Consider the following 16,962-nt stretch of genomic DNA (forward strand, 5'->3'; position numbering starts at 1 on the left):
CTTCCCAAGCACTCGATCAAGTGCTCAAGGTAGCGCTGCCTTCGCCGCTGCGCCGCCTGTTCGACTACCTGCCTTCCAGGGAAACGCCTCCCTGCGGCTGGCAGCCGGGGCTGCGAGTGCGAGTGCCCTTTGGGCGCCGCGAAGTCGTCGGCGTGGTCGTCGAATTGGCTGACCACAGCGACCTTCCGCGCAGCCAACTGCGTAGCATCAGCGAAGCGCTGGATGATGCCCCGTTGCCGGAGGATTGGCTATGGCTATGCCGTTTTGCCGCCCGTTATTATCAACACAGCCTAGGCGACACCCTGCACCACGCCATGCCTGCACGGCTACGCCAGGGGCACCCCATGGCTGGGCGCACCCAGACTCTCTGGCTTGCCCAAGGCGAAGGCGCAGAAGAAATACTCAGCCGAGCGCCCAAGCAAGCCGAGCTGCATGCGCTGCTGCGCCAACACCCTCATGGGTTGCCTGGCCGTGCGGTTAGCGCCCACGGCTTTGCCCGCGACCAGCTATTAGCGCTGGAGAAGAAAGGCCTCGCATCCAGCCAGGAACACATCCTCACTGCCCCAACGCCACCCAGCGGCAACTTACTGGCAACACCGGCCCTGCCGCTTAACCGTGAACAGGCGACGGCGCTGGCCACACTGCATGAAAAACTCGATGGCTATCACCCCTGCTTACTCGAGGGTGTCACCGGCAGCGGCAAAACAGAAGTCTACCTGCAGCTTATTGAAGCCGTCGCCGCCAAGGGCAAGCAGTCGCTGGTACTGGTACCGGAAATTGGCTTAACCCCACAGACACTCGCCCGCTTTAGAAGCCGCTTTCGGGTACCCGTGGTGGCGCTGCACTCAAGCCTCACCGACCCCGAACGGCTAGATGTGTGGGAAGCCGCCGCCAGCGGCCGGGCGCTCATTATCATCGGCACCCGCTCGGCGATTTTCACCCCGCTGACCAACCCCGGCGCGATTATTGTCGATGAAGAGCACGACGGCTCCTACAAACAGCACGACGGTTTGCGCTACCACGCCCGCGATTTAGCCGTGGCCCGGGCCCACTACCATAAAATCCCGCTACTGATGGGCAGTGCCACACCCTCCCTGGAGAGTCTGCACCAGGCGCTTAGCGGCGCTTACCGCCACCTACGCCTGACCCAGCGCCCCAGCCAGCACCCGCCAGCCAAGCTGGAGCTGATTGATCTACGCCACCAACGCCGCCAGGGCGGCCTGTTACCCGGTGCCATCAAAGCGATTAAAAGCACCTTGAGCACTGGCAAGCAGGTGCTGATTTTTATCAACCGGCGCGGCTTTGCACCGACACTTGCCTGCCACGCCTGCGGCTGGATGGCAGAGTGTGGCCAGTGCGACGCACGCATGACGCTACACCGCCAGCCTCCCCTACTGGCTTGCCACCACTGCGATAGCCGCCGCGCCCTACCGGACGCTTGCCCCGAGTGTGGCAGCGGCGATCTGCGCGCCTTGGGTAGTGGTACAGAACGCACTGAAGAAACGCTGCAAACGCTGTTCCCGAAAACCACTATCCACCGCATCGATCGCGACAGTACTAGGCGCAGGGACAGTTTTGAACAGGTACTAAAAGAGATTCAGCGCGGCGAACCCTGCGTGTTGGTCGGTACTCAAATGCTCGCCAAAGGGCACCACCTACCCCACGTCACACTTGTCGTGGTCGTCAATGCCGACGGCGGCCTCTACGCCGCTGATTTTCGCGCTCTGGAGCACAGCGCCCAACTACTTGAACAAGTAGCGGGCCGTGCCGGTCGCGCCGCCCACCCAGGCCGAGTGCTGGTGCAAACCCTCCACCCCGACGACCCACACTTGGGCCAATTGGCTGAACATGGCTACGGGGCCCTTGCGCGCAATATGTTGGAAGAAAGGCGCATTTCCCAGCTGCCCCCGTTCTGTTTTATGGCGCTGCTACGCATCGAAAGCCCCAAAGAGGAGGCCGCTTTGGCCATGGCGCAACAGGCCGCTCAAGCCCTGCGCCAATGGTTAAAAGAGAGCGGCGTAGCCACCCGCTGCCTGGGGCCTGTGCCCGCACCGATGGAAAGACGCCAGAACCGCTACCATTTACACGTTATGCTGGCAGCCGATAAACGCAGCCAACTACACCCGGCCGTTAGCTGGCTGGTGCAGTGGCTTGAAGCCAATCGAGAGGCCCGCAAGGTACGCTGGTCGATTGATATCGACCCACAAACCCTCGCTTAGCGCTTATCTCTTGGCACTTGTTTAGCAACACGCCTTTGAAACTGCGGCTCAATTGCCGATAATAGCCGCTTTGCCGACGCACCTTTACTGCTGCGCGTTAGCACACGCCGCCACAGACGTAACCGGATACCCACATGAAAGATACGATAGTTTCTCTGCTCGAAGGCGCGATCACCGCGCTCAAGCACCAAGGCGTGCTGCCAAACGACCTTCAGCCCACCATCAAAGTGGATCCTACCAAAGACAAGGCCCACGGCGATTACGCCACCAACTTGGCGCTGATGTTAGCCAAGCCGGCAGGCAAAAATCCGCGTGAATTAGCCAACGCGCTGGTTGCAGCGCTACCCGGAAGCGACGCTATCCAAAAAACCGAGATTGCGGGCCCCGGCTTTATCAACTTTTTCGCCGCCGCCGATGCCGCAGCGCAAATCGTTGCCCAGGTACTCGACTGCGGCGACACCTTTGGCCGCAGCATGATGGGCAAAGGTGAGAAAGTGCAGGTCGAGTTCGTTTCCGCCAACCCCACCGGCCCGCTGCACGTAGGTCACGGTCGGGGCGCAGCGATTGGCGACTGCCTATGCCGCCTTCTCGAAGCCACCGGTTTTGATGTCACCCGCGAGTTCTACTACAACGACGCGGGCGCCCAGATCGCCAACTTGGCGCGTTCGGTACAAGCGCGGGTGAAAGGCTTAGGCCCTGACGACGATAGCTGGCCCGAAGACGGCTATCGCGGCGAGTATATCGTCGATGTGGCCAACGACTACCTGGCAGGCAAAACGGTCAGTGCCGATGACCGCGAAGTCACTGCCAAAAAAGACCCGGATGATTTAGACGCCATTCAAGAGTTTGCCGTGGCGTGGCTGCGTCGCGAACAGGATCTGGATCTAAAAGCCTTCGGTGTGGAGTTTGACGTCTATTTCCTAGAGTCCTCACTCTATGAAGATGGCAAGGTGGACGCCACTGTTGAAAAACTGGTGAGCGCAGGCCACACCTATGAAGAAGATGGTGCCATGTGGCTACGCACCACCGACTTCGGTGATGACAAAGACCGCGTAATGCGCAAACGCGAGGGTGGCTACACCTACTTCCTGCCTGATGTGGCCTACCACCTGGACAAGTGGCAGCGCGGTTTCAAAACCGTGATCAACGAGCAGGGTGCCGACCACCACTCCACCGTCACCCGCGTACGCGCCGGTTTACAGGCACTGGAAGTGGGCATTCCCAAAGGCTGGCCCGACTACGTGCTCCACCAGATGGTCATGGTTACCCGCTCAGGCGTCGAGGTAAAACTCTCCAAGCGCGCCGGCAGCTATGTCACTGTGCGCGACTTGATCGACGAAGTGGGCCGCGACGCCACGCGCTTCTTCCTCGCCGCTCGCCGCGCCGACTCGCAGCTCACCTTTGATATCGACCTGGCCCGCTCCCAGTCGAATGACAACCCGGTCTACTACATCCAGTACGCCCACGCCCGGGTCTGCAGCATGCTGCGCAAAGCCCAGGATGCAGACCAGCCGTTTGATCACGCCTTGGCACTGGCCAACCTAGCGCTGCTGGACAGCGACCAGGAGAAAGCCGTACTTAACCGGCTAGCGCGCTTCCCTGAAGTCGTGGAAACCGCCGCCAGAAACCGCGAGCCACAGCAGGTTGCCCAGTATTTGCTCGACCTTTCCGGTGATTTCCACACCTGCTACAACGCCGTCAAAGTAATGGTCGAAGACGACACCCTGCGCAATACGCGCCTGGCGCTGGGCCTCGCCACCCGTCAAGTGCTGCGCAACGGGCTTGACTTAATGGGGGTTAGCGCCCCAGAGGAGATGTAAGCAATGGCTAGCCCGCGCAAAAAGCCCGCCCCCCGCCGCGGAGCCACATCGCAGCGCAAGTCCAAACGCAGCTCAGGCGGCGGCTTCCGCCTACCCGGCTGGCTGTGGGGTCTTGCCGGTATGGCGGCGGGCTTCTTTTTGGCTCAGCACCAGCACGGCACCGCCCCCTGGCAAGAGCAGAGCGAAGCACCTCAAGCCACGGTACTGCCCAAGCCCTCGGGTAGCGAAGAACGCGCCGCCGCTCGGGAAACCGAGGAAGCCGCTGAACCGTCGATGCCGACGTTTGAGTTTTATACCCTGCTGCCGGAAACCGAGGTCATTGCCCCCGGCGTCTCTCTGCCTTCAAGCGTTGTGCGCCCGGAGGCTCCCGAACCGACAGCCGATAGTGCTGCGGCCTCTGGCGCTGCAGGCGACGACCCCATCGCCCAGGTGATTGCCGCCAACACCCGACCTGAAGATCAGGTATCGGCGGCTCAGGAGAATGAAGCGGCCACCAATACCCCAGGGCGCTATATGCTTCAGGCGGCTTCATTTCGTGAAGCCAGCGACGCCGAACAGCTGCGCGGCCGACTGCGCAATTTAAGCCTGCTGGCGGAAATCAGCGAAGTAAAGGCGGATGGCAATACCTGGCACCGGGTACAAGTGGGGCCTTACGAGGACACCCGTGAGTTGAACCGGGCCCAGGATTTAATGAACACCCAAGGTATCGAGCCCCTGCTTATCCAACTGCAAAACTAATAATCCCTCCTGGATTACCCTGCGGGCGGTTGATTTTTTATCAGCCGCCCGCATTTTGTTGTGAACGCTTAAACAATGGTCGCTTATTGAGTGGCCTGCCAGTCATCGGGAGCTCGCCTCCCCCAAGGAGTTATCTCCATGACCACTATTGTCTCCGTTCGTCGTGGTAATCAGGTCGCCCTCGCTGGCGACGGCCAAGTATCGCTGGGCAATACCGTAATGAAAGGTAACGCCAGCAAAGTACGCCGCCTCTACCGCGGTAAGGTACTGGCCGGGTTTGCGGGTGGCACGGCGGATGCGTTCACGCTGTTTGAGCGCTTTGAAGCGCAGTTGGAAAAGTACCAGGGCCATTTGACCAAGGCAGCGGTTGAGCTTGCCAAAGATTGGCGCACTGACCGGGCGCTGCGCCGCCTGGAAGCGCTGCTCGCCGTTGCGGATCACAGCGCCTCGCTGATCATTACCGGTAACGGTGACGTAGTCGAGCCCGAGCGCGGCATTATTGCCATTGGCTCTGGCGGCAACTTCGCCCAAGCCAGCGCCCGGGCGCTACTGGAAAATACCGAGCTGTCGGCGCGTGAAATTACCGAGAAGTCGCTTTCGATCGCTGGTGATATCTGTGTATTCACCAACCACCACGTGACCCTCGAAGAGCTGTCGATTGACGATCGCTAATCAACTCACGCGATCCCCAAGCGCCGCTCACTGCACACTAAGGTTACTTATATGACTCAGATGACACCCCGCGAAATTGTTCACGCTCTAGACCAGTACATTATTGGCCAGCAGGATGCCAAACGCGCCGTTGCAATCGCTCTGCGTAACCGCTGGCGCCGTATGCAGCTAGATGACGACCTGCGCCCAGAAGTCACCCCTAAAAATATTTTGATGATCGGCCCCACCGGTGTGGGTAAAACCGAGATTGCCCGCCGTTTGGCCAAGCTGGCTAAAGCGCCGTTTATTAAAGTCGAAGCGACCAAGTTTACTGAAGTTGGTTATGTAGGCCGTGATGTAGAGTCGATTATCCGCGACTTGATGGAAGCGGCGATCAAGATGGTGCGCGAACAGGCCAAAGAAGAAGTTAGCCACCGCGCCGAAGATGCTGCAGAAGACCGCGTACTGGATGCCCTGCTGCCGCCGCCCCGAGGTCAAGAAGATAAACCCCGTGAAGACAGCGGCACCCGCCAGACCTTCCGCAAGAAGCTTCGCGAAGGGCAGCTGGACGATAAAGAGATCGATATCGAAATCTCTTCCCAGGGCCAAGGCATCGATATCATGACGCCACCAGGCATGGAAGAGATGACCAGCCAGCTGCAGAGCATGTTCTCCAATATGGGCCAGCAGAAGCGTGAAAACCGCCGCGTAACGGTTAAAGAGGCGCTGGTACTGCTACGCGATGAAGAAGCTGGCAAGCTGGTCAATGAGGAAGAGATCAAATCCCGCGCGGTCTACTCGGTCGAGCAACACGGCATCGTGTTCCTGGATGAGATCGATAAAGTCGCCAAGGGTAGCGGCCAGTCCAGCGGTGGCGAAGTCTCCCGTGAAGGCGTCCAACGTGATCTGCTGCCGCTGATAGAGGGTTCCACCGTCTCGACCAAGTACGGCATGGTTAAAACCGATCACATCCTGTTTATCGCCTCCGGTGCTTTCCACCTGTCGCGTCCGTCGGATCTGATCCCTGAACTACAGGGCCGCTTGCCGATCCGGGTTGAGCTTGACGCGCTAACGCCCAACGACTTTAAGCGCATTCTCACCGAGCCCTCCGCCTCGCTGACCAAGCAGTACCAAGCGCTGCTGGCCACCGAAGGGCTGGACGTAGAGTTTACCCCCGACGGTATCGAGCGCATCGCTCAGATCTCCTGGCAGGTCAACGAAGGCACTGAAAATATCGGCGCCCGCCGCCTACACACAGTGATGGAGCGGCTATTAGAAGAAGCCTCTTTCCGAGGCGGCGATATGGAGAGCCCGCTGGTAATTGACGGCGACTATGTCAATGCTCAGCTTGGCGAATTGGCGGTCGACGAAGACCTGTCGCGGTATATTTTGTAAGCTGCGTCTGCTGTTATTATCAGCATTGGTACCGTCAGCAACAGCAAGCCCGCTCTTTGCGGGCTTGCTGCTATGTTCATAAGCCATGGACACTTAGCGATGAGGTTTCATCATGAATGCGCCCACCCCCACTAGGGTTCACTACCATAAACAGGCCCGCGAGCTGGAGCTTGGCTACGCCAATGGGGAGAGTTTTCACCTCCCGGTTGAGTTTTTACGCGTCTATTCGCCTTCCGCCGAAGTGCGTGGCCACGGCGGCGACACCGCGGTACTGCAAGTGGGTAAAAAAGATGTCGGCCTGCAAAATATTACCCAGGCGGGCAACTATGCACTGAAACTGCACTTCGATGATGGCCATGACAGCGGGCTGTTTAGCTGGAACTACCTGTATGACCTCGCGACTCATCAAGAAGCCTACTGGAACAACTACTTGCAGCGTTTAAAAGAGGCCGGTGCCTCGCGAGAGCCCGCCAGCATTCAATTCAAGCAACTGTGACTACCTGACTCAGATCCTATACAAGAAGCCAGGCAGACAAGCCAGGGTGGACAAGGCTACAATGGCGTTAACTTTTAATCGCGTCGATCTCAGGGTCAAAAGACCTAAGGTCGATTTGCCATCGCCTCGAATTCGGGAGCTACTGCCCAATGAGCCCCACAGAAAAACGCACCACTGACTTTGGTTTTCAGGAAGTCCCAGTTGATGAAAAAGCCTCACGAGTGGCCGATGTTTTCCACTCTGTGGCTGCCCGCTACGATGTGATGAACGACCTGATGTCCATGGGCATCCACCGAGTCTGGAAGCGTCTTACCATTGAACGCGCAGGGGTGCGGCCTGGTCACCACGTGCTGGATATCGCGGGCGGCACAGGGGATTTAACGCTTAAGTTCTCCCGTTTGGTTGGCCCCCGGGGCAAAGTCGTACTTGCCGACATCAACGCCTCCATGCTCAAAGTGGGCCGCGACAAACTGATGGATAACGGTGTAGGCGGCAACGTCGAGTATGTTCAAGCCAATGCCGAAAGTCTGCCGTTTCCCGATAACAGCTTCGACTGCATCACTATTGCCTTTGGTTTACGTAACGTCACCGACAAAGACGCCGCGCTGCGCTCCATGGCCCGTGTGCTCAAGCCCGGTGGCCGCCTTTTGGTGCTGGAGTTCTCCAAGCCCAACAACCCGCTGCTCTCCAAGGCCTACGATGAGTACTCTTTCCGCCTGCTGCCCAAAATGGGTGAACTGGTGGCGGGGGACGGCGACAGCTACCGCTACCTGGCGGAGTCGATTCGCATGCACCCGGATCAGGAAACGCTCAAAGCCATGATGGAAGAGGCAGGGCTTGAGCGGGTTGAGTACACCAACCTGACCGGCGGTATCGTTGCACTGCACCGCGGCATTAAGTTATGAGGTTTCAGACGCTATCTACCAAGAGGTCAGCATGCTGGTAACCCCGACCCTGCTGCTGGCCGGTTGTGAACGCACGCTCAACGCCCTGCTCGCCCGCGACCCCGCTGCCCCTGAACGGCTAGCGGCACTGGCGGGCAGCCGTCTACTGGTGCGCCTTGAGCAGCCCCATTTAGCACTGGTCATTCACTACCATCACGCCGGGCTCGACCTGATGCGCGGTGATGACGTTGATGAAACCGACGTAGACGCAGTGGTAGAGCTCACCCCGGAAACGTTTTCCGAGTGGATCAGCGGTGCTTCGATTGAACGCCTTATGTTTGACGGCAAGCTGGCGGTGCGCGGGCGTATCCATCTGCTTGAAGCCACTCGAGACCTGCTCTTCGACCTGGACATCGACTGGGAGAGCGAGCTGGCCCGCTGGCTGGGCGATATGCCCGCCCACTCCCTGGCCGAGGGCCTGCGCCGCGCTGCCCGCTGGGGGCTGCGCGCCAAAGACGAGCTGATGCAGGATGTTTCTGAATATGTCTTTGAAGAGGCACGCCTGCTGCCAGGGCGGCAGCAGCGTAGCCTACTGCGCGAGCATCTGACCGAGTTAGAGGTGGCAACCGATCGCCTGGAAGCACGTCTAAACCGCTTACAGCGACGACTAGAACAGCTTCAGCCTGCACCACAGGAGTCGCGCCCATGAGCCTGCGCCTGCTGCGGATAAGCTGGGTGATCAGTCGCCACCGGCTTGACACACTGCTGCCGCTAGAGCGGCTGCCCTGGTGGCTCCGGGCGCTGCTATGGTTTTCTCCGCTACGTTTGATTCCTGTTGGCAAGCGCTCACGGGGCGAACGTCTGCGCTTGTCGCTGGAAGCACTGGGGCCGATTTTTATTAAATTCGGCCAAATGCTCTCGACCCGTCGCGACCTGCTGCCAGCGGATATCGCCGATGAGCTTAAACGCCTGCAGGATCAGGTGCCGCCCTTTCCAGGTGATCAAGCCGCCGACCGGGTCGAGAAAGCGCTGGAAATGTCGCTGGAAGAGGCCTTTGCTGAGTTTGACCGAGTGCCATTGGCCTCGGCGTCGATTGCCCAGGTGCACGCGGCAAGACTGCACGGCGGTGAAGACGTGGTGGTGAAAATCATTCGCCCCGGCATTGATCGCGTGATGCGTCAGGATATGGCGCTGATGTACCAAGTCGCCAAGCTATTCTCCAAAATCCCCGAGGCACGTCGCCTGCGTCCGGTGGAAGTCATTCGCGACTACGAAGCCACGCTGTTTGACGAGCTGGATCTCTACAAAGAGGCCGCCAACACCTCGCAGCTCAAGCGCAACTTCAAAGACTCACCGCTGCTGTTTGTGCCCACCATCTACTGGCCCTTCACACGCCGCCATGTGATGGTGCAAGAGCGCATTCGCGGTATTCCGGTCGCCGATTTAGATACCCTGATTGCTCGTGGCACTAATTTGAAGAAGCTTGCCGAGCGCGGCGTTGAGCTGTTCTTTACTCAGGTATTCCGTGACAACTTCTTTCACGCGGATATGCACCCAGGCAATATTTTCGTCAACTGTGACAACCCCGAAGATCCCCAGTACATTGCCATCGATTGCGGCATTGTCGGCAGCCTGACCCGGGAAGATCAGGACTACTTGGCGCGTAACCTACTGGCGTTTTTCCACCAGGACTATTACGAAGTCGCTGCGCTGCACATCGAATCCGGCTGGGTGGGTGAAAACACCCGCGCTAACGAATTCGCGGCGGCGATTCGCACCGTTTGTGAGCCTATTTTAGAAAAGCCGTTGAAAGATATCTCCTTCGGCCAGGTGCTATTGGGGCTGTTTCAAACCGCGCGGCGCTTTAATATGGAAGTACAGCCGCAGCTGGTACTGTTGCAGAAAACGCTGCTCAATATTGAAGGCCTGGGACGCCAACTCTATCCGGATCTAGATCTGTGGAGTACCGCCAAGCCCTATTTAGAGCAGTGGATGAAAGAGCGTGCCGGGGTCAGCGGTTTATGGGAGTCGCTGAAGCGCCAGGCGCCGGAGCTTTCGCACCAGTTGCCCGAACTGCCCGTACTGGCTCACCAGGCGCTAAGCCGTATGGAGCACGAGCATCGCCAGCGCCACCAGCAAGTCGAATCGATCAACGACATGCGGGTGCAGATGGCGCGCCAGGGCAAACGCCTCTACCGCCTTCGGCTTGGCTTGATTCTGCTGGCGCTGGCACTGGCTTGGCAGCCCTTAAGCGGCTGGATTGCACTTCAGGAGTGGCCGATACTAGCGGCCGCCGCCATTGGCCTACTGTTGCTGGTATGGCAATAGAGTGACGCACTAAACGTTTACGAGGATTCCCATGGACAGCAACGCATTATCGCCTAACAATTCGACTAGCCATACTGATGTGCTGGATACGCTCAATGAGGTGCTAAAGCAGCGACGCCATGCAGCGGCAGAAGAATCTTATGTTGCCTCCTTGCATCATAAGGGTTTGAACAAGATACTCGAAAAGGTAGGCGAGGAAGCAACAGAAACAGTGCTTGCGGCAAAAGATGCCGAGCATGGTAGCGAGGCTGAACGCCAAGCATTGATTTCTGAAACCGCCGACCTGTGGTTTCATAGCCTGGTGATGCTGTCACACCTGGGGATGGATCATCAGGCCGTTTTAGACGAACTGGCACGGCGTTTCGGCATTTCCGGACACGAGGAAAAAGCCGCCCGCCAACCATAGTTGCCACATATGGCTGTCGCATAGTGGTAACGCGCGTACTGTAGTACTGCTCCTAGCCATAGGGCTTGTATTCATTGGCTCAGTGGTAAAAGAGATAGCGCTAAAATAGGTAGCACTCACTAAAATAGATAGCACTCAATCGATAGTTAACCTGCTCGCAAGAGGACACGCATATGTTAGGTGGTATTAGTATTTGGCAGTTGCTGATTGTGCTGGGCATCATCATTCTGGTTTTCGGCACCAAAAAACTGCGTAACGTGGGCACCGACCTAGGCGGGGCGGTCAAGGGCTTCAAGAAAGCCATGCACGACGAGGAGAAAAATAAAGAGGCGGACAAAGAGGACGCCGACCAACCCCATGCCAAAGTGAGCCATGAAGAGCCGGGCAACACTTACGACGTTCAAGCCGAAGAGAAACAAGCCGCCCACGACCGCAACGAAGAGCGCAAATAAACCATGCTGGATATCGGCTTTCTTGAACTGATGCTGATTGGGGTCGTCGGGCTGTTGGTGCTTGGCCCGGAGCGGCTGCCCCGCGCCGCCCGTACGACGGGCATGTGGATTGGTAAAATCAAGCGTACGGTATCCGGTATGCAGCGTGAAATCAGCGCCCAACTGGAAGCAGAAGAGCTGCGCCAAAAGCTCAATGAACAGCAAAAGAAGCTCGATGACAGCTTGAAGAAAGCGAAGCTGGACGTAGAGAGCATTGCCGATAGCCCGTCAGACGCTGCACCAGCGCAGCAGAGCGACACTGATAAGAGTGACACTGAGCAGCGCGTTGCCCAGGCCAGCTCTCGATTGGATGACGCCCTGCAAACGGTGCGAGAGGAAACGGTGCGTGAAGAAACACCTCCGTCATCATCTGCCTCGACTGCGCCCACCCGCGAGGCCGAACCTGAAACGCCTAACCCTGAGTCGGCTGCACTTAATAAGGATCGTAATCACCAATGAGCATGTCTGGCGATTCAAAGGAGCCGCGGGAAGAGCAGAGCCAAGCCCCCCTGATTGAGCACCTGATCGAGCTGCGCTCACGACTAATGCGCGCCGTGATCGTTATCCTGGTGGTCTTTTTGGGCCTCTACTCCTTTGCCAATGATATCTACACCTTTGTTGCCGAGCCGTTGATGGCGCTGCTGCCCGAAGGCTCGCAGATGATCGCTACGGAAGTCGCTTCGCCATTCTTAGCGCCGTTCAAACTCACTCTGGTAGTCGCGGTATTTATCGCTATTCCGTTTGTGCTACACCAAGCCTGGGCGTTTATCGCCCCGGGGCTTTACGACAATGAGAAAGCGCTGGCGATTCCGATTCTGGTTTCGAGCATTGCGCTTTTCTACGGCGGCGCGGCGTTTGCCTATTACGTTGTTTTTCCGCTGCTGTTTGAGTTTTTCACCCAAACCGGGCCGGAAAACGTCGCCGTGATGACCGACATTAACCAATATCTGAACTTCGTTCTTAAGCTGTTCTTTGCCTTCGGTGTAGCGTTTGAGATTCCTATTGCGACCTTTTTGCTTATCTTATCTGGCGCTACGTCGGTGGAAAGCTTGTCTAAAAAGCGCCCGTATATCCTACTAGGCTGCTTTGTTGTCGGCATGCTGCTAACGCCCCCGGATGTGATTTCACAGAGCCTACTGGCGGTACCGATGTATCTGCTTTATGAAGTCGGGCTGTTGTTTGGTCGCCTGGTGCGCAAGCGCAAAGAGGAGAAAGAGACTGCCGAAGAGCAAGAAGCAGACCTCTAAGCACTGGGATCAACGTCCAGATATTTAAAAGCCGCCGCCATGATCAATGGCGGCGGCTTTTGTATCAGCACAGTGGCGAGCTTAATCCATCATTTCTGCAATGCGATCCACCAGTTTAAAAATACCAGTTGCGGCTTCGCTGATCCGCGTTGCCAGCATATAAGCGGGTGTGGTGACCACCCGGTGCTCAAAATCCACCACGATATCTTCTACGCTACAGGTGCGGTGTAGCCCACCCATGGCGCTTATCGCCCCGGAAACCGCCGGGTCATTGCCCACCGTTACCGCAATGCCCTCATCCAATAGGCGTGGCACAAGTACGGGGGAAATACACATCAAACCAATCGGCTTGGCCTCTTGGTGAAAGCCCGTCAGCGCCTCTTTTAGCGCTTCTAACACCTGCATATTGTCGCTGGCACTGGCAAAGTCCGAAAGGTTCTTGGCAACGCCAAAACCACCGGGCACAATCACTGCGTCAAAATCATTAGCCACTAATTCACTCAGTGGGCTGATCTCCCCTCGCGCCAAGCGAGCGGACTCCAGCAACACGTTACGCTGCTCGCCCTCCACTACTTCTTGGGTGAGGTGGTTAACCACATGGTGCTGCTCAATATCGGGGGCAAAACAGCGGTATCCAATGCCCAACTGATCCAAGCGCAGCAGGGTTAGCGTGGTCTCATATATTTCCGAGCCATCGTAAACGCCGCAGCCAGCTAAAATCACTGCCACCTGTTTGGTCATGCCTATCTCCTTATCCCAGGGTCTGCCGAACGCAATACAGCAAAGCTGTCGCTCACTTTAGTCAGTCTGCCGTGTCGCCACAAGACGGCTTTCGCCGCAGGGCATGGCTGATATACTGATTCCAGGCCTTCGGGCATGTTGATTTGCGATCCTTAATGTTCACGATCACTGATTTTTACGACCTCTAATGGAGAGCCCTCTTGAGTACACCCACTGCCCGCCACTTTCCCGCCACGCGCATGCGCCGTATGCGCCGCGACGATTTCTCACGCCGATTGATGCAGGAAAACAGCCTGAGTCCATCCGACCTGATTCTGCCCGTTTTTGTGTTGGAAGGTATCAATCAGCGCGAAGCCGTCGCCTCCATGCCCGGCGTTGAACGGCTGTCTATTGATCTGCTGATTGAGCAAGCTCGCGAAGCGTATGAACTGGGCATTCCAGCACTGGCACTCTTTCCTGTGGTTGGCTCCGAGCACAAGAGTGAGTTTGCTGAAGAGGCCTATAGCGCTAGCGGTTTAGTTCAGCGCAGCGTGCGTGCCCTTAAAGAAGCGCTACCCGAATTAGGCATTATCACGGACGTGGCGCTGGATCCTTATACCAGCCACGGTCAAGACGGCATTCTTGACGAACACGGCTATGTCCAGAATGACCGCACAGTGGATACCCTGCTCAAGCAGGCGCTCTCCCATGCCGAAGCGGGGGCCGATGTGGTCGCCCCTTCCGATATGATGGATGGCCGGATTGGTGCGATTCGCCAGGTGTTGGAGCAGGAACATCTGCATAACGTGCGTATTATGGCCTACAGCGCCAAGTACGCCTCGCACTACTACGGGCCTTTTCGCGATGCAGTCGGTTCGGCTGCTAACTTGGGCAAAGCGGACAAGCGCACCTACCAAATGGATCCCGCTAACAGCGATGAAGCGCTCCACGAAGTAGCCATGGATATCGCCGAGGGCGCCGACATGGTGATGGTCAAGCCCGGCATGCCCTACCTAGATATCGTGCGGCGGGTAAAAAGCGAGCTACAGGTACCCACCTTCGCTTACCAAGTCAGCGGCGAGTACGCCATGCACCGCGCGGCCTTCGACAACGGCTGGCTAGAAGCGGAGCCGGTGATACTGGAGTCGTTGATGTGTTTCAAACGGGCAGGCGCAGATGGCATTCTGACCTACTTCGCCCTAGATGCAGCGCGGTTACTTCAGCAACGCTAAAGATGACAACCTGGTGACACCTTTTTGTCATCTTCTCCCCGCATACTGCACTGATATACCAGTATCAGGCTATGATACCTTCGAGCTATCAACGCGGGGAGATCCACTATGGACGAGCAAGCTTCAGATTCCTTACCACTGTCGTCTACCGATCACACCAGCAGCGACGGCGATACGCCGCTACGGATTAACCGTACCCCAACCGGCGTCCAGGCACGTGAAGCACAGCCTGAAACCGACCTCGACGATACCCAGCTCTACTTCAACCGCGAGCTGTCGCATCTACAGTTCAATATCCGCGTCTTGGAGCAGGCTTTAGATGACGCCCACCCACTGCTCAATCGGCTAATGTTCCTGCTGATCTTCTCCTCCAACATGGATGAGTTTTTCGAGATTCGAGTGGCGGGTTTGAAGCATCAAATTGCCCTGGGCGACGACACCACCGCCGCCGATGGCCGCCTGCCCAAAGCGGTGTTGGCGGAGATCTCGCAGCTTGCCCACGCGCAAATTGATCGCCAGTATCAGATACTCAACGACACCTTGTTACCCGCGCTGGAAACCCATGGACTGCGTTTTCGTCGCCGCGATCAGTGGACTGATGAGCAGAAAGCCTGGGTTAAAGCGTTTTTCGATAATGAAATTATGCCGGTCATTAGCCCGATCGGCCTCGACCCCTCGCACCCTTTCCCGCGGTTGGTGAATAAAAGCCTCAATTTTATTGTTGAGTTGGAAGGCAAAGATGCGTTTGGTCGCGCCGGGGGGATGGCGATTCTTCCCGCGCCGCGCTCGCTACCGCGTCTGATGGCACTGCCCAAGGAGCTATGCGAGGAGGGATTCTCGGAATATGTTTTCCTCTCTTCGATGATTCATGCCCATGCCGAGGAGCTGTTTCCTGGCATGAGCGTACGCGGCTGCTATCAATTCCGGCTGACCCGCAACGCGGATATGAGCGTTGACCCAGAGGAGGTTTCGGATCTCGCCTCTGCGCTGCGCGGTGAGCTGCTGGCACGCCGCTACGGCAGCGGTGTGCGCCTGGAAGTCGCCGACAGTTGCCCTGATGACTTGACCAACTTTTTGCTGCGCCAGTTTGAACTGGAAAGTGACGACTTATATCGCGTCAAAGGGCCGGTTAATTTAACCCGTATGATGTCGGTACTGGGGGATGTGGATCGCCCCGAACTACTCTATCGGCCGTTCACCCCCAGCATTCCCAAAGCGCTCAAAGCGGGTAGCCTGTTTGAGGCCATCGCCAAGAACGACATTTTACTCCATCACCCCTTCCAGTCGTTTACACCGATTGAAGACCTGCTGCGCGAAGCCGCCCGGGATCCAAATGTACTGGCAGTGAAGCAGACCCTTTACCGTACCGGCGCAGACTCGGCCATTGTTAACGCACTGGTGGAAGCGGCCAGCCAGGGCAAAGAAGTCACTGTGGTCATTGAACTGCGCGCGCGCTTTGATGAGGCCGACAACCTACAGCTGGCTTCACGCTTGCAGGAAGCGGGGGCAATCGTTGTCTACGGCATTATGGCGTACAAAACCCACGCCAAAATGCTGCACATTGTGCGCCGTGAAAAAGGCGATCTTTGCTACTACGCGCACCTGGGCACCGGTAACTACCACTCTAAAACCGCCAAGCTATATACCGACTACAGTCTGCTGACTGCTAACAAAGCGTTGTGTGCCGATGTTCATAAAGTGTTCCAACAGTTGTCTGGAATGGGCCGCGCACGCAAAATCGACACGCTGTTGCACGCGCCATTCACGCTGCATGAGCGGTTGGTGGCAATGATCGACCGGGAAGCACAGATAGCGCGTAAGGGTAAGCGCGGGCACATCATTATTAAGTGCAACTCATTAACCGAGCCCAAGCTTATCAAAGCGCTCTACCGGGCCTCACAGGCGGGGGTAGAGTGCGATTTGATTATTCGCGGTATGTGCTGTTTGAAGCCAGGGGTACCGGGCGTTTCCGACAACATTCGCGTGCGCTCGATTATTGGTCGTCTGCTGGAGCATACTCGGGTGTTCCACTTCCACAATGATGGCAAGTCGGAGACCTGGTGCTCAAGCGCGGACTTTATGGCGCGCAATATGTTCCACCGTGTGGAGACGTGCTTCCCGCTGCTGGATAAGAAGCTCGCCACCCGGGTACGCAAAGACCTGGAGACCTACCTGGTGGATAACTGCCAGAGCTGGCTGCTCCAGACCGACGGCAGCTACCTACTCCAGAATCCGGGCGACAGCGATGCCATTAGTGCCCAGGAAACCCTGCTCTACGCCTATGCATCAAAAAGCTAGGCATCGAAAAGTCAGCACTCCCCCGCTGCTTAGGGCA

16 protein-coding genes are annotated in these 16,962 nt (G+C 57.4%); 15 read left to right on the forward strand and 1 reads right to left on the reverse strand.

Annotated elements, in window-relative coordinates:
- Positions 1 to 20: 20 nt before the first annotated feature.
- The 13 genes from K7H09_RS12110 to tatC all read left to right on the forward strand — a co-directional run bounded on the left by K7H09_RS12110 (position 21) and on the right by tatC (position 12,675).
- Positions 21 to 2,219 carry a primosomal protein N' gene (locus K7H09_RS12110; protein WP_041159396.1) on the forward strand — a complete coding sequence of 733 codons (2,199 nt, stop codon included), beginning with the start codon at positions 21 to 23 and terminating at the stop codon, positions 2,217 to 2,219.
- 134 nt (positions 2,220 to 2,353) lie between these two features.
- On the forward strand, positions 2,354 to 4,039 hold the full coding sequence (gene argS, locus K7H09_RS12115) for an arginine--tRNA ligase (protein WP_041159397.1): 1,686 nt from the start codon (positions 2,354 to 2,356) through the stop codon (positions 4,037 to 4,039).
- Positions 4,040 to 4,042: 3 nt separating this feature from the next.
- Positions 4,043 to 4,777, forward strand: coding sequence for an SPOR domain-containing protein (locus tag K7H09_RS12120; RefSeq protein WP_039859439.1), 735 nt, complete (start codon positions 4,043 to 4,045; stop codon positions 4,775 to 4,777).
- A gap of 138 nt (positions 4,778 to 4,915) precedes the next feature.
- A complete protein-coding gene (gene hslV / locus K7H09_RS12125) occupies positions 4,916 to 5,449 on the forward strand; it encodes an ATP-dependent protease subunit HslV (protein WP_007113850.1) in 534 nt (177 codons plus the stop codon).
- Positions 5,450 to 5,500: 51 nt separating this feature from the next.
- Positions 5,501 to 6,823, forward strand: coding sequence for an ATP-dependent protease ATPase subunit HslU (hslU, locus tag K7H09_RS12130; protein WP_009287441.1), 1,323 nt, complete (start codon positions 5,501 to 5,503; stop codon positions 6,821 to 6,823).
- Positions 6,824 to 6,935: 112 nt separating this feature from the next.
- Positions 6,936 to 7,319, forward strand: coding sequence for a gamma-butyrobetaine hydroxylase-like domain-containing protein (locus K7H09_RS12135; RefSeq protein WP_027958645.1), 384 nt, complete (start codon positions 6,936 to 6,938; stop codon positions 7,317 to 7,319).
- A gap of 149 nt (positions 7,320 to 7,468) precedes the next feature.
- A complete protein-coding gene (gene ubiE / locus K7H09_RS12140; RefSeq protein WP_009287442.1) occupies positions 7,469 to 8,224 on the forward strand; it encodes a bifunctional demethylmenaquinone methyltransferase/2-methoxy-6-polyprenyl-1,4-benzoquinol methylase UbiE in 756 nt (251 codons plus the stop codon).
- A gap of 31 nt (positions 8,225 to 8,255) precedes the next feature.
- The gene (locus tag K7H09_RS12145) at positions 8,256 to 8,912 is read left to right on the forward strand and encodes a ubiquinone biosynthesis accessory factor UbiJ (RefSeq protein WP_141440696.1); all 657 of its coding nucleotides are present in this window, start codon (positions 8,256 to 8,258) and stop codon (positions 8,910 to 8,912) included.
- The gene (ubiB, locus tag K7H09_RS12150) at positions 8,909 to 10,531 is read left to right on the forward strand and encodes a ubiquinone biosynthesis regulatory protein kinase UbiB (RefSeq protein WP_027958643.1); all 1,623 of its coding nucleotides are present in this window, start codon (positions 8,909 to 8,911) and stop codon (positions 10,529 to 10,531) included. The genes K7H09_RS12145 and ubiB overlap by 4 nt, the downstream gene beginning before the upstream one ends.
- A gap of 31 nt (positions 10,532 to 10,562) precedes the next feature.
- A complete protein-coding gene (locus tag K7H09_RS12155) occupies positions 10,563 to 10,937 on the forward strand; it encodes a phosphoribosyl-ATP diphosphatase (RefSeq protein ID WP_027958642.1) in 375 nt (124 codons plus the stop codon).
- A 173-nt stretch (positions 10,938 to 11,110) separates the two neighbouring features.
- On the forward strand, positions 11,111 to 11,389 hold the full coding sequence (gene tatA, locus K7H09_RS12160; RefSeq protein ID WP_022522099.1) for a Sec-independent protein translocase subunit TatA: 279 nt from the start codon (positions 11,111 to 11,113) through the stop codon (positions 11,387 to 11,389).
- A 3-nt stretch (positions 11,390 to 11,392) separates the two neighbouring features.
- Entirely contained in the window at positions 11,393 to 11,887 is a 495-nt protein-coding gene (gene tatB / locus K7H09_RS12165) for a Sec-independent protein translocase protein TatB (protein WP_022522098.1), read from the forward strand.
- Positions 11,884 to 12,675: a twin-arginine translocase subunit TatC gene (tatC, locus tag K7H09_RS12170; RefSeq protein WP_009287443.1), complete on the forward strand. Its 792-nt coding sequence runs from the start codon at positions 11,884 to 11,886 to the stop codon at positions 12,673 to 12,675. The genes tatB and tatC overlap by 4 nt, the downstream gene beginning before the upstream one ends.
- An 81-nt stretch (positions 12,676 to 12,756) precedes the next feature.
- Here tatC and elbB read toward each other — a convergent pair whose 3' ends face one another.
- Complete coding sequence (elbB, locus tag K7H09_RS12175; RefSeq protein ID WP_009287444.1) at positions 12,757 to 13,416, reverse strand: isoprenoid biosynthesis glyoxalase ElbB; 660 nt, start codon at positions 13,414 to 13,416, stop codon at positions 12,757 to 12,759.
- Between the two features lie 200 nt (positions 13,417 to 13,616).
- On the opposite strand from elbB, the gene hemB reads away from it, so the two are divergent.
- Together hemB and ppk1 are read left to right on the forward strand one after the other, a co-directional pair.
- Complete coding sequence (gene hemB / locus K7H09_RS12180; RefSeq protein ID WP_022522097.1) at positions 13,617 to 14,627, forward strand: porphobilinogen synthase; 1,011 nt, start codon at positions 13,617 to 13,619, stop codon at positions 14,625 to 14,627.
- 108 nt (positions 14,628 to 14,735) lie between these two features.
- Positions 14,736 to 16,925, forward strand: a complete 2,190-nt coding sequence (gene ppk1, locus K7H09_RS12185) for a polyphosphate kinase 1 (protein ID WP_041159398.1) — start codon at positions 14,736 to 14,738, stop codon at positions 16,923 to 16,925.
- Positions 16,926 to 16,962 lie beyond the last annotated feature (37 nt).

Source organism: Halomonas sp. IOP_14 (assembly GCF_021021315.1).
Taxonomy (GTDB): domain Bacteria; phylum Pseudomonadota; class Gammaproteobacteria; order Pseudomonadales; family Halomonadaceae; genus Vreelandella; species Vreelandella titanicae.

Excerpts from the sequence above, each read along its gene's own strand:
- hslV (WP_007113850.1), top strand. The coding sequence starts at position 4,916 with ATGACCACTATTGTCTCCGTTCGTCGTGGTAATCAGGTCGCCCTCGCT.
- tatC (WP_009287443.1), top strand. The coding sequence starts at position 11,884 with ATGAGCATGTCTGGCGATTCAAAGGAGCCGCGGGAAGAGCAGAGCCAA.
- ubiB (WP_027958643.1), top strand. The coding sequence starts at position 8,909 with ATGAGCCTGCGCCTGCTGCGGATAAGCTGGGTGATCAGTCGCCACCGG.
- elbB (WP_009287444.1), bottom strand. The coding sequence starts at position 13,416 with ATGACCAAACAGGTGGCAGTGATTTTAGCTGGCTGCGGCGTTTACGAT.
- tatB (WP_022522098.1), top strand. The coding sequence starts at position 11,393 with ATGCTGGATATCGGCTTTCTTGAACTGATGCTGATTGGGGTCGTCGGG.
- hslU (WP_009287441.1), top strand. The coding sequence starts at position 5,501 with ATGACTCAGATGACACCCCGCGAAATTGTTCACGCTCTAGACCAGTAC.
- K7H09_RS12135 (WP_027958645.1), top strand. The coding sequence starts at position 6,936 with ATGAATGCGCCCACCCCCACTAGGGTTCACTACCATAAACAGGCCCGC.
- K7H09_RS12120 (WP_039859439.1), top strand. The coding sequence starts at position 4,043 with ATGGCTAGCCCGCGCAAAAAGCCCGCCCCCCGCCGCGGAGCCACATCG.
- argS (WP_041159397.1), top strand. The coding sequence starts at position 2,354 with ATGAAAGATACGATAGTTTCTCTGCTCGAAGGCGCGATCACCGCGCTC.
- ubiE (WP_009287442.1), top strand. The coding sequence starts at position 7,469 with ATGAGCCCCACAGAAAAACGCACCACTGACTTTGGTTTTCAGGAAGTC.
- K7H09_RS12155 (WP_027958642.1), top strand. The coding sequence starts at position 10,563 with ATGGACAGCAACGCATTATCGCCTAACAATTCGACTAGCCATACTGAT.
- tatA (WP_022522099.1), top strand. The coding sequence starts at position 11,111 with ATGTTAGGTGGTATTAGTATTTGGCAGTTGCTGATTGTGCTGGGCATC.
- K7H09_RS12145 (WP_141440696.1), top strand. The coding sequence starts at position 8,256 with ATGCTGGTAACCCCGACCCTGCTGCTGGCCGGTTGTGAACGCACGCTC.
- ppk1 (WP_041159398.1), top strand. The coding sequence starts at position 14,736 with ATGGACGAGCAAGCTTCAGATTCCTTACCACTGTCGTCTACCGATCAC.